The organism is Lysinibacillus sp. NPDC096212, assembly GCF_044763105.1.
Taxonomy (GTDB): domain Bacteria; phylum Bacillota; class Bacilli; order Bacillales_A; family Planococcaceae; genus Lysinibacillus.
On the sequence record NZ_JBIWFQ010000034.1, the window covers coordinates 23,778 to 36,463 of the forward strand.

The following is a 12,686-nucleotide window of genomic DNA, read 5'->3' on the forward strand; positions in this document are numbered from 1 at the left end:
AAGAGCTCTTGCTTTAAAACCATATTTGATTGTATTAGATGAAACCATTAGTCTTGATGCGATCTTGCAGAAGATATCAATCACTTCAAAAAGACATGTAGCTTGCTTACATTTTCATCTCTCATCCTCGTGAAAGACCTATGGAGTTTTTTTATTCAAAGGAAATAGATAATCAATAATATTAAATAACGAATTAATATTATTGATTTTAGGTATTATAAAAATTAATTTTATTGTTCACATTTTCAATTTTTTGTTATATAATCAAATCAACTAAAAGGAAAGGACTTAATTATGGCTTATAAAGTAATCACAAATTGTCCTGTCTGCAGTAAAACATTGAAAATTACAAAGTTACAGTGCTCTCATTGTCACACGACGATTGAAAATGAATTTGAATTATCTAAGCTGGCATCCTTATCAAAGGATCAGCTTCATTTTGTGGAAGTATTTTTAACATGTAGAGGGAATATCAAAGAAGTTGAAAAGGAACTAGGGATTTCGTATCCAACAGTACGAGGAAAGCTAACAGACATCATTTCATCCCTTGGATATGTGCAGAAGAAGAAAAATGAAGTAGACGAGAAAAAAATTGTCACTATGTTGGAAAATGGCGAAATCACACCAGAAGAAGCCATTAAACTCTTAAAGGAAGAATAAGGAGGAATTAACTATGAAAGAGGAAATCTCAAGAGTGTTAACAATGGTTCAAGAAGGTAAGATTGATGCAGATAAGGCATCGGAACTGATTCAAGTATTAAAAGAGAAAGCAGAAACAGAGGAGAACCTTTTAGAAAAACCGACTAAATACTTAGATAAAACTTTAAAAATCCGTGTTGTATCAGCTGAAAATGATAACGTTACGGTCAATTTACCTTTAAAGCTTGTCAAGGTTGTATTAATGGCTGGACACAGCATCGCAGCGAGTATTCCTCAATCGGAAAAATACGTTAAAGATATAGACATCAACCTTATTATCGAAGCAATCGAAAATGAATTAGATGGCCAAATTGTTGATATTAAATCGGCTAACGGGGATACCGTTTCGGTCATTATTGAATAGTGATTTGCTTATGATGTATGTAAAAGTGAAAGCAAAAGACGTTCGGTTCACCATTCCACTTCCATATACTATGTTAAACATTGTTATTTCAATTTTGTCTTCAAAATTTGTTCAGCATAAAGCAAACAAATGGACAAGAGAGCACTTCGAAAGAAAAAAACTGGACTTTACCTTTCCGCTAATTGACAAAGAAACGCTAAAGCCTATTGTCAAGGAACTGAAAAATTATAAGGGAATCGTGCTAGTCGATGTCAAAGCTAAAGACGGTACTGAAGTTAAGGTTAAACTATAATTACAATACACCGTTCAACTGACTGGTATTTTGAAGAGAAAATTAGCTTGTATTTACTTTATTATAATTTGAATTGGATATGCAAAATAAAATAAAAGGATTCTTTTGATGACATACGGTACTCCGGAGGTATGAATCAAAAGAATCCTTTTTTGTATTACAGGAGGAGGTTCCGAAAAGCTTATACTTGATTAGAAAAAACAAAAAAACCCCAGTTTTATACTGGGTGACGGTTTGTCAGGTCAAGTATTTTTACTTTTCTGGGTAATCTATATGTAATGACGGTGGAACTAAACAATCTCTAGTTGTATTAAGTCGTAACAACCAAGTTGAGTTACCCTGTGTGGAACTAACCATACATTAGAGCAATATCATGTCTCCAATTTTAGGATTTGGTCAAAAAACCCCCATCAACCACTGCTATTAACAAAATAGTTAGACCATAAATTACACTTCATTCAATTATTGTGCGAACCGTAGGCTAAGGGAATATAGTGTTATTGTATTGGCTATGTCATTAAAAAATATTTCCTACTGGCAATATACAAAAAATGTTTACAAATGCGTAATGGATTTTGTGTATCACTGGATTTGTTGCCTTGCGGTTGATTTTTTCTACTAAAATAAAATATAACTTCATTGGAATTGACGGTAAAATGCATTTTAATAATAGTATAGGGAATGAAAATGATGAGAGAAATAAGTATTGCAAAAGTTATTACAGCAAAAAGAAAAGAAAAAGGTATCACACAAGATAAACTTGCTGAGTATGTCGGTGTATCAAAGGCTTCCGTATCCAAATGGGAGACGGCTCAAAGCTATCCGGATATCACCCTGCTGCCACAATTGGCAGCCTATTTTAATATAAGCATTGATGAACTCATTGGCTACCTCCCGCAAATGACAAAAAAAGATATAAAGAAAACATACCAACGGCTGGCTGAGGATTTTAGCAACAAGCCTTTTGATGATGTACTTGATCAATGCCGTGCAATTATAAAGAAATATTTCTCTTGTTTTCCTCTGCTACTGCAAATAGCTAAATTATATGTCAATCATTTTGTCCTAGCTACGGAAAGAGAAAAACAAGAAGAACTGTTACAAGAAGCCATTGATTTATGTATCCGGATTAAGAAGGAAAGTGATGATATTTGGATCGTGAAGCAGGCAAATTCATTGGAAGTGCTATGTCATATCATTTTAAATCAACCGGCGGAAGCTTTGGAATTGCTTGACGAAACAATGAAGCCGCCGATTAGTGATAACTTTTTACTCTCCAAAGCCTATCAAATGACAGGGAATTTAGAGAAGGCCAAGGAAGCTTTACAGGTCAGTTTGTATCAACATCTCCACGGCCTTCTTGCACCTGCACAGTCATACTTGCTGTTGGTAGCCAATCATCCTGAAAAATTTGAGCAGGCACTTGAACGTTTTATCGAAATATCAAAAGTCTTTAAAGTAGAAAAACTGGACCCTAATTTGTTGTCGTTGCTTTATATGGCTGCGGCGCAAGGTTATATGATGCAAAAAGAAGCGGAAAAAGCATTGGAAATGCTCGAAAAATACACATACATTTGTACGAACGTCCTTTTACCGTACGAATTGAAAGGAGATTTCTTTTTTGACAGTATTGAAAACTGGCTGAAGGATTATGATATTGAAGCTCCTAGAGACGAAAAGATAGTAAAAGAAAGTATCGTACAAAGTGTTATAGAAAATCCTGCATTCTTCCCATTGCACAATGAACCGAAATTCAAAAGTATTGTTGAAAAACTAAAAGCACAAATTTGAAATGAACTACTGATAGGGCCAACTTGATGTATTCACTTACATTTTGGTTGTCAATATAAGGAGGTAAATATAATGGTTGAAGAAAAAATTGTTTTAGGTGCTGAAACAAAGTACCCACTGAATGGAATATTAACCATTCCTGATGAAACAAAAGGATTATTTCCTGCAGTTGTATTGGTTCAAGGCTCTGGTCCAAGCAACATGGATGAAAAAATCGGAAATATTTATCCTTTTAAGGATCTTGCAAATGGTTTGTCTGGAAAAGGAATTGCAGTGCTGCGATATGATAAAAGAACATTCGTATATGGTAAAGAAATGAGAAAGGATATTGGATTAACAGTGAAAGAAGAAACCATTGAGGATGCAATTCTCGCTGCGAATTTTTTGCAAAGTGATTCACGTATTGATTCAAACAAAATATTTATTATCGGTCATAGTTTAGGTGGGATGTTAGCTCCGCGAATTGATGCAGAAGGCGGTAAGTTTGCTGGAATCATTATTATGGGTGGTTCTCCACGCAAATTTGAAGAAATTCTAATGGATCAAAATAACGAAGTTTTAAATTCATTGAATAAGTTTTTGAAAGTAATTGCAAAAAAACAAATAGCAGCATTATCATCAAAGTTTGACAACATCTATAACCTAAGTGATGAAGAAGCAAAATCAACTTCAGTTTTAGGAAAATATGTTAGAGCCTACTACCTAAAAGAAATGGGCGAACATCCATCTGCCAATTATCTCAAGGAATTAAATAAGCCCATATTTATTCTACAAGGAGAAAAAGATTTCCATGTATCAGTGGAAAAGGATTTTAATGGTTACAAAAGAATATTGGGAGATAGATCCAATGTAACGTATAAACTCTATCTAAACCTAAATCATGCTTTCATGCCTTTTGTTTATGGAGAGATACGAAAAGCAAAAAAAGAGTATAAAGTTGCACAACATGTCGATCAACAAGTGATCAATGATATTGCCGATTGGATTCATTCGGTATTGGAATAGTCATCAGGAGGTAAATAACAATAGCTAGTTTTATTTTCTAACTATAGGCACGAAATAATTTCTTAGGAGAAAACTGCATCAGGAAAAAGATAATAAACTGGAAACTATTCTTGCTACTTATTGCCGTATGCGTCGTGACGGGCGTAATGGTTAAACCGTTTACGTACGCGCTTGCGCCGCTGCCAGATAACGCACCTATGTAGATCATCATACCTGCGCAGATTGCACAAACACTGGTGTTAGGTGTGCTGGCAAGCTTTTTCGGATTGCTTTTGGCGCGACATATTGGATTTAGCGCACCGATTTTGGAGGGAACTACAGGTGGTGAAAAGTGAAAGGGCTATCAGAAATCTATACTCGGTTCATCTGTCCTTTGGGGCATTTTGGGCGGTGTCCTTGTCGTTTTACTGTGCATCCCTTTCTGGAATATGTCTGTTGAACTAATGAAGGCGGAAATGGCGGTTCCAGTTTGGAAATCCGCGCTTGCGATTTTCTATGGCGGTACGGCAGAAGAAATATTATTCCGGCTTTTTTTGATGACGCTTTTGGTTTGGATTGCTTCCAAAATCAAAAAGGCGAAAGATAGGGGACCAACTAAAATCGGCGTGTGGTTGGCTATTATTATAACAGGGGTTATTTTTGGCCTCGGTCATATCGGAATCACGGGCGCGATAACCGCCATCACTAGCGACGTAATCCTCCGGGCGGTATTGCTTAACGGCTCTCTTAGCGTTATCTATGGTTGGCTCTACTGGAAAAAGGGTCTGGAGTCGGCTATAATTGCTCACTTTTCTATCGACTTTGTGTTGCATATACTCATACCGCATGTAATAGCGCCATTATTTATCTAATCGGAAGTAATGGACATAAACGAAAAAGTAATCATTGGTAATGATTCGAAATACCCTTTTAATAGAATTTTATACTAAAATAACCTTGTGAATTTAAAGTTATTGATAAATGAGTTATAAAAAGAATCTTTTGTTGGCATTCGGTACTCCGAAAATGTGCATCAAAGGAATCTTTTTATTTTCATTTTTTTATTCCAACTGAGAATTGAACGAAAGATCATAGAAAAAATCTATGATTATCATAGAAATTATAGAATTGATATATAGAAACTAGATTCTTATAATTCTTTATAAGCTATAGTTATTTAATAGTAATATTGATAACAAATATTACTGGTATTAAAATACCTGACAGCCGTTTGATAATAGTGGCCCAGGCATTGAAGTTAAGGCTTGTAGTTTAACAAAATCATTAGCAACGATCCAATCAGACGTAGGATCCGTAGCAAATGTTTTTATTTACTAAAATTTCTATTATTATTTGCAAAAGAACTACCTAAATCCCACAATTTATCTTCTAGATTGTCTAATAGATTTTTTGTTCTCTTTTCCATATTATCTGGGAGCTCATTTTCACCAAAATATGTAAGATTCAAACTCTCATCATCCTTTTTCTCCAATACACCACTTACATTTTTAGCAACATAAAGATGAATGACTGTATAGACTTCATCCCCATTTGGATATTGGAAATAATAATCTGGTCCCGAAAAAACACCAATCAAGTCAAATTCATTGGCCACAAGTCCTGTTTCTTCATAGAGCTCACGGCAAGCAACTTCTTCTAAAGTTTCGTTTAGTTCCATTGAGCCCCCAGGTAATCCCCAATCCAACGTATCCGAACGATGTTGAAAGAGTATTTTCTTATCATCGTTTATCACAAGAATTGTCGCCCCGATGCTTATAATTGGTCTACTACCGATAAGTTTCCTTAATTCTGAAATATATCCCATATTCTCCCCCTAATACTTGTCATTAAAAAATATTCGCCTTTTCAAAATATGAATCCTCTATTTTACTTACAAATTATAAAAATAGTTTCAATGGTATTGATTAACAATCTTTTTTGTACAAAATAGTGCTAAAAAAAGTAGAATAGTTCTTGAAAAATGAAAAATAGCTTTTTATGTTCAAGCTTCTCCAAATCTCAACTATATTGATTGTTTCGAAAACTCTATGTTAAGGTGAATAGACAAATTGAATATGCTAAATTTTGGTGGTTCAAATGGATTTGATTCCATTTGATTAAAAGGGAAGTTGGTGAGAGTCCAACACTGTCCCGCAACTGTATTTAGGAGTTCGATAACAAGTCCACTGTTTTGTTTGTCAAAATGGGAAGGTGTTATTGTAGCGTTGATCATAAGTCAGGAGACCTGCCACTAAGAAAAGCATCAATTGACCTACGAGGATAGGGAGGTGTTAGCTACTGCATGATCTTTGTGAATTTACATGAATTCACTGTTTTTTTGCTCTGTCATGTTTTTGTAGATTAACAACTTCTCAAAGGGGTAGAAGTTGTTTTTTTGTTGTTCTTTTGTGTTTGAATGGTAACGCTTACAAGAATAATTAAACAAAGGGGTTGTAATGAATGGAGTTAAATTATTCACCCGGTCTCGATGGTATTATTGCCGCTGAAACAAAGCTATCTTTTTTAGACACTGTAGGAAGTCAAATTGTCATTCGAGGCTATGATTTGATTGAATTATCACAGAGATATTCGTATTTAGACATTGTCTATTTATTGTTGCATGGGGAAATACCAACTACCGAGCAACGAGCTGATTTACAGAACAAGTTGAAATCTAATTATCAGGTTCCACAAGAGATTTTTCAAATTTTCAAGTTATTGCCTAATGGGACACATGCTATGGATGGACTTAGAACAGGAATTTCTGTTTTAGCAGGCTATGATCAGCACATCAATAATCGTTCTACTGAAATGAATTTGACGCGAGCATATAGACTTTTAGGTGGCATGCCCAACATCGTAGCGAATAGCTATCGAGTATTAAATGGTCAAGACGTCGTGGAGCCTGATAGCCAGCTTTCCTATAGTGCTAATTTTTATTACATGATTACTGGCAGAAAACCAACTGCGTTAGAAGAAGAAATCTTTGATCAGTCACTCGTTTTATATAGTGAACATGAGATGCCAAATTCGACGTTTACAGCTCGCGTAATCGCCTCTACACAATCTGATTTGTATGGTGCTTTAACTGGGGCTGTCGCATCATTGAAAGGTAATTTACATGGTGGGGCAAACGAGGCAGTGATGTATATGCTTCTAGAAGCGAAAACAGTTGAAGGCTTTAAAACATTGCTAGAAAACAAACTACAAAATAAAGAAAAAATTATGGGCTTTGGTCACCGTGTATATATGAAAAAGATGGATCCAAGAGCGCAAATTATGAAAGAGGCTTTGCACAAATTATGTTTGGAGCAAGGGGATGACCGCTTATATCACATGTGTGAAGCTGGTGAAAAAGTGATGGTACAGAAAAAAGGTTTGTACCCAAATTTAGACTATTATGCAGCACCCGTGTATTACATGCTTGGTTTGACGATTGAAATATATACGCCAATCTTTTTTGGATCACGAACAATCGGCTTATGTGCTCATGTTATAGAGCAGCATGACAATAATAGATTATTTAGACCTCGTGTCAATTATATTGGCGAGCGTCATAACCTTGAAGAATTATCGGTATAATCAAGTTTTAACAACTCGCCATAGAGCTGATGGGCATTCTGACCAATGTCCATCAGTATACTAGTATAGCAAAATTATGCAATGAAAGGAAGATATAGATGATTAAAACAAATGAAATTTCTAAGACAGATCAATTACTAACTGATATTGCTGATTACGTATTAAATACAACGATTACAAGTGAAGAGGCATACGAAACAGCACGTTATGTTTTATTGGATACTTTGGGTTGTGGCATTTTAGCCTTACAGTATCCTGAATGTACGAAACTTCTTGGTCCAGTAGTACCAGGTACAGTCGTCCCAAACGGTACACGTATTCCGGGGACTCCCTATGTTCTTGACCCAGTTAGAGGCGCCTTCAATATCGGTTGTATGATTCGTTGGTTGGATTATAACGATACTTGGCTTGCGGCTGAATGGGGACATCCATCAGATAATTTAGGTGGCATATTAGCTGTTGCAGATTATTTGAGTCGCATACGTATTGCAGAGGGTAAAGAGCCTCTTAAAGTAAAAGACGTTTTAGAAATGATGATACAAGCCCATGAAATACAAGGTATTCTAGCACTAGAAAATAGCTTAAATCGTGTAGGTTTAGATCATGTTCTGTTTGTCAAAATTGCGACAACAGCCGTTGTGACAAAGGCATTAGGTGGCTCTCATCAAGAAATTATCAATGCACTGTCAAATGCTTGGATTGATAATTCGAGCTTACGAACATATCGACATGCACCTAATACTGGTTCTAGAAAATCATGGGCTGCTGGAGATGCAACAAGCAGGGCAGTGCAATTAGCCATGATGGCTGTGAAGGGCGAAATGGGTTATGCAACTGCCTTATCAGCACCTGGCTGGGGATTCCAAGACGTTCTCTTTAATAAACAAGAATTAACACTTGCTAGACCACTTGCATCTTATGTCATGGAAAATGTTCTATTCAAAGTTTCTTATCCAGCCGAATTCCATGCACAAACCGCTGCTGAATGCGCCGTACATTTACATCATGAAGTGAAAAATCGATTAAATGAAATTGAAAGAATTGAAATTACTACACATGAATCTGCCATTCGTATTATCGATAAAGAGGGACCTCTTAATAACCCAGCTGATCGTGATCATTGTATTCAATACATTACAGCTATTGGCCTCATCTATGGTGACATTACAGCAGATCACTATGAAGATGATGTGGCCGTAAATCCACGTATCGATGACTTGAGAAATAAAATGGTGGTCGTTGAAAAATCTCAATATACAATTGATTATTTAGACCCTGAAAAACGCTCGATTGCCAATGCTGTTCAAGTTTATTACAAAGATGGCACTTCATCAGAGCTAGTTGAGTGTGAATATCCTTTAGGACATCGTTTCCGTCGTGAGGAAGCATTCCCTCAAATCATTGATAAATTCCAGCAAAACATGAGTACACATTATTCTCAAAAACAATTAAGTACCATTAATCAGATTTGTGCTGAAAAAGAGCTTCTTGAAAATAGTTATGTTCATGAATTTGTAGATCTATTTATTTAGGAGGTTATATAGATGGCGTGGATTGTCAATGAAGCAGTTTCACAAAAACAATTAGCAGAACAATTTCGAGCTTTAATCACTCGTTCAGCTATTTTGCAAATACCAGGAGCTCATGATGCAATGGCCGGCTTAATGGCTAAAAAAGTTGGCTTTGAGGCATTATATCTTTCTGGAGCTGCTTACACAGCGAGCAGGGGCTTACCTGATTTAGGAATGATTTATTCAAATGAAGTTGCTCAGCGTGCTAGCGATATTATCCGAGCTACTAATTTACCAATTCTAGTGGATATCGATACTGGCTTTGGTGGTGTATTAAATGTTGCCCGCACAGCTCGTGAAATGGTAGAGGCAGGGGTGGCTGCTGTCCAGCTTGAGGATCAAAATCTTCCTAAAAAATGTGGTCATTTGAATGGTAAAACACTCGTCTCCCAAGAGGAAATGATACAAAAAATAAAAATGATTAAACAAATAGCACCTACTTTACTTATTGTTGCCCGAACAGATGCAAGGTCTGTAGAAGGCTTAGAACAGACTATCATTAGAGCCAAAGCCTATGTAGCAGCTGGAGCGGATGCTATTTTTCCAGAGGCTCTACAATCAGAAAAAGAGTTTAAACAATTTGCAAGTGAGTTAGATGCTCCTTTATTAGCCAATATGACTGAATTTGGACAAACACCGTATTATACGGCTAAGGAGTTCGAAAAAATGGGCTATTCGATGGTTATTTATCCCGTTACATCCATGAGAGTAGCAGCCAAAGCATATGAACGAGTGTTTGAATTAATAAAAAATACAGGGACTCAAAAAGAAGTTATCGAGGATATGCAAACTAGAAGTGAGTTATATGAATCCATTTCTTATTACAAATTCGAAGATTTAGATAGTGAGTTGGCGAAAACCATTTTACCTAAAGAGGAAATAAAGTAACTTGCTTTTCTCCTCTTTCTTTCAAGGAGGGCTAGTATGGATAAACTAGAAGACAAAATGACGATCTTTACACCTGAGGACTTTCAGGATGAGGAAAAGCTCATAGCAAAAACTGCAGAGTTGTTCATTAAACAGGATGTTTCACCTAATATTTCAGCTATTGAGCAGCATCAATATGATGTCACTCGTCAATTATTTCAAAAAGCAGGTGACCTTGGTTTACTTGATATTGAAATACCCGAAGCTTATGGGGGTCTTGAACTCAATAAAACAATCTCAGGGCTAGTTGCAGAAAGGATGGGCTATGGGAGCTCTTTTAGCGTATCCTACAATATTCATGCAGGAGTTGGCACATTGCCCTATGTCTATTTTGGGGATGAGTCTCAAAAGCTGAAGTACTTACCAAAGCTGGCCTCAGGTGAATGGATTGGAGCTTATGCCCTGACGGAGCCAGAAGCGGGTTCAGATGCATTACGTCCCAAAACTAATGCGATTTTGAATGAAGATGGGTCAGCATGGGTATTAAACGGTGAAAAGCAATGGATTACCAATGCTCAGCTAGCAGATATTTTTGTCGTTTTTGCGAAAACAATCGAAGGAATGACTGCTTTCATTGTAGAACGTACCTTTACAGGGGTTTCTGTTGGGCAAGAAGAAGAGAAGATGGGCATTAAAGGATCTTCGACAGCTACCCTTATTTTGGAAGACGTTGCAGTACCAAGTGATAATGTTCTTGGCGAAGTTGGAAAAGGCCATAAGGTTGCCATGAATATATTGAATATGGCGCGTCTAAAGCTAGCTTTTTCAAACATCGGAACTTCCAAACAGGCACTACAATTAGCCGTGAATTATGGTAAAGAACGGAAACAATTTCAAAAACCAATTGTTGATTTTACAATGATACAGGAAAAACTTGCTGACATGGCGATCTTAATTTACGGTGCAGAAAGTGCTGCATACCGAACAGCTGGTGAATTGGATGATGTCATTAAGTTAGCTAGTAAAGAGTCAATAGTTCAAAAAATAGCCGATTTCGCTATAGAATGCGCAATCAATAAAGTCAATTGCTCAGAAGCACTTGGAAAAATTGTAGATGAAGCTGTACAAATACATGGCGGATATGGCTATATGCAGGATTATGAGGTAGAACGTTTATATCGTGACGCAAGAATTAGCCGTATTTTTGAAGGAACGAATGAAATCAATCGTTTAACAATCGCAAAAATGTTATATAAAAAGCAAGCGCAAACAGCTTCTACAGATAAAATTTCAGTAGCTTATCAACCCGCAGAAAGTAATCACCAATACATCCAGCTTTCCAAGTACTTAATGCAAGTAGCCATTGATGTCATTGCAGATGCACAGATTAATCTGGAACAAGAACAGGAATACATGCGCCTATTGGCTGATATGGCAAAAGATGTTTATATTATGGAATCCTCTTTGCTGAGATCGGAAAAGGCAACACATGAAAAAACGAAAAACTTGATGACAGAAATATTGTGCCAGGAAGGCTATCGTAAAATAGAAAAAAGTACAATTGACATTATTTCTGCTGCTGAAACAAATGAGCAAATACGAAAAACATGGCTGAATGATATTCAACACTTAAACATCCCGCTACATCAGAATCTCTTTATGAAGAAAAGAGAGATTGCGAAAAGTATCATCAACAACCCAAAATCTATTAGTTAATTCTCAAAAATAGGAGGAAATGATAATGGTCGATACATTTGCCAATGTAAGCAAAGAAGGTTCCATCACGATTGTTCATTTAGATCATCCACCAGCAAATACTTTGTCATCAGCATCTATTGAAAATCTTCGCTTTATTTTCAAAGAGCTAGCAGAGGACGAAGAAACAAACGCCATCATTATTACAGGCTCCGGTCGATTTTTTGCCGCTGGTGCAGATATTAAGGAATTTGTTTCAGCCTTTGGACAACAGGAAAGAGCATTGCAAATGGCCGAGGCAGGACAAGCTTTATGTGATGAAATTGAAGCCATGAAAAAGCCTGTTATTGCTGTCATTAATGGGCCAGCCCTCGGAGGTGGACTAGAGCTAGCGTTAGGCTGCCATTTTAGAATCGCTTCTAGTAATGCCATTGTTGGCTTACCAGAATTAAAACTCGGGTTACTTCCAACATTTGGTGGCACACAACGACTTAGCAGAATGACGAGTCAAGCAAAGGCTCTACAATTAATTTTAACAAGCAAACAATTAAGTGCCGATGAAGCACAACAGCTAGGTATTATTCAAATGGTGACGGAACCTGAGGAACTTCTACCAACTGCAAAAGCTGTTGCTCAATCCTTTGTTGACGGTAAAAGTATGACAAGTGTATCCCGTACAATTGAATGTATAGTTCAGGGAGGGAAAGATCACCTTCAAAAAGGATTGGAACTTGAACGAACACGTTTTGCTGAGCTATTTTTAACAGAGGATGCTAAAGAAGGCGTCCAGGCATTTATTGAAAAAAGACAGCCAAACTTTAAACATTCTTAAGGGAGGATA

The 12,686-nt window shown here is 36.6% G+C and carries 12 protein-coding genes and 1 riboswitch; of the genes, 11 read left to right on the forward strand and 1 reads right to left on the reverse strand.

The genetic code is table 11. The features are described from left to right. Window positions 1-294 precede the first annotated feature (294 nt). From ACIQ7T_RS24145 to ACIQ7T_RS24170, 6 genes are all read left to right on the forward strand, one after another. Window positions 295-660 (forward strand): DUF2089 domain-containing protein, encoded by a 366-nt coding sequence (locus ACIQ7T_RS24145; protein WP_402874220.1) that lies wholly within the window; start codon window positions 295-297, stop codon window positions 658-660. A gap of 13 nt (window positions 661-673) precedes the next feature. Further along, entirely contained in the window at window positions 674-1,063 is a 390-nt protein-coding gene (locus ACIQ7T_RS24150; protein WP_370076321.1) for an SHOCT-like domain-containing protein, read from the forward strand. Between the two features lie 10 nt (window positions 1,064-1,073). Next, window positions 1,074-1,355, forward strand: coding sequence for a hypothetical protein (locus ACIQ7T_RS24155; protein WP_402874223.1), 282 nt, complete (start codon window positions 1,074-1,076; stop codon window positions 1,353-1,355). A gap of 690 nt (window positions 1,356-2,045) precedes the next feature. Further along, window positions 2,046-3,146: a helix-turn-helix domain-containing protein gene (locus ACIQ7T_RS24160; RefSeq protein ID WP_402874226.1), complete on the forward strand. Its 1,101-nt coding sequence runs from the start codon at window positions 2,046-2,048 to the stop codon at window positions 3,144-3,146. 72 nt (window positions 3,147-3,218) lie between these two features. Beyond that, window positions 3,219-4,151, forward strand: a complete 933-nt coding sequence (locus ACIQ7T_RS24165) for an alpha/beta hydrolase family protein (protein ID WP_402874228.1) — start codon at window positions 3,219-3,221, stop codon at window positions 4,149-4,151. A 455-nt stretch (window positions 4,152-4,606) separates the two neighbouring features. After that, complete coding sequence (locus tag ACIQ7T_RS24170; protein ID WP_402874231.1) at window positions 4,607-5,002, forward strand: CPBP family intramembrane glutamic endopeptidase; 396 nt, start codon at window positions 4,607-4,609, stop codon at window positions 5,000-5,002. Window positions 5,003-5,457: 455 nt separating this feature from the next. On the opposite strand, the gene ACIQ7T_RS24175 is transcribed toward ACIQ7T_RS24170, so the two are convergent. Continuing rightward, window positions 5,458-5,955 carry an NUDIX hydrolase gene (locus ACIQ7T_RS24175; protein WP_402874234.1) on the reverse strand — a complete coding sequence of 166 codons (498 nt, stop codon included), beginning with the start codon at window positions 5,953-5,955 and terminating at the stop codon, window positions 5,458-5,460. A gap of 247 nt (window positions 5,956-6,202) precedes the next feature. Next, window positions 6,203-6,397, forward strand: a riboswitch (cobalamin riboswitch). Window positions 6,398-6,590: 193 nt separating this feature from the next. Between ACIQ7T_RS24175 and mmgD the strand changes: the two genes are divergently transcribed. From mmgD to ACIQ7T_RS24200, 5 genes are all read left to right on the forward strand, one after another. After that, the gene (mmgD, locus tag ACIQ7T_RS24180) at window positions 6,591-7,712 is read left to right on the forward strand and encodes a citrate synthase (protein WP_402874237.1); all 1,122 of its coding nucleotides are present in this window, start codon (window positions 6,591-6,593) and stop codon (window positions 7,710-7,712) included. A gap of 98 nt (window positions 7,713-7,810) precedes the next feature. After that, a complete protein-coding gene (prpD, locus tag ACIQ7T_RS24185; protein WP_402874240.1) occupies window positions 7,811-9,244 on the forward strand; it encodes a 2-methylcitrate dehydratase in 1,434 nt (477 codons plus the stop codon). Between the two features lie 12 nt (window positions 9,245-9,256). Then, entirely contained in the window at window positions 9,257-10,171 is a 915-nt protein-coding gene (prpB, locus tag ACIQ7T_RS24190; protein WP_402874243.1) for a methylisocitrate lyase, read from the forward strand. 36 nt (window positions 10,172-10,207) lie between these two features. Next, a complete protein-coding gene (locus ACIQ7T_RS24195) occupies window positions 10,208-11,866 on the forward strand; it encodes an acyl-CoA dehydrogenase family protein (RefSeq protein WP_402874246.1) in 1,659 nt (552 codons plus the stop codon). 25 nt (window positions 11,867-11,891) lie between these two features. Continuing rightward, a complete protein-coding gene (locus tag ACIQ7T_RS24200; protein WP_402874249.1) occupies window positions 11,892-12,677 on the forward strand; it encodes an enoyl-CoA hydratase-related protein in 786 nt (261 codons plus the stop codon). The last annotated feature ends 9 nt before the right edge of the window (window positions 12,678-12,686 follow it).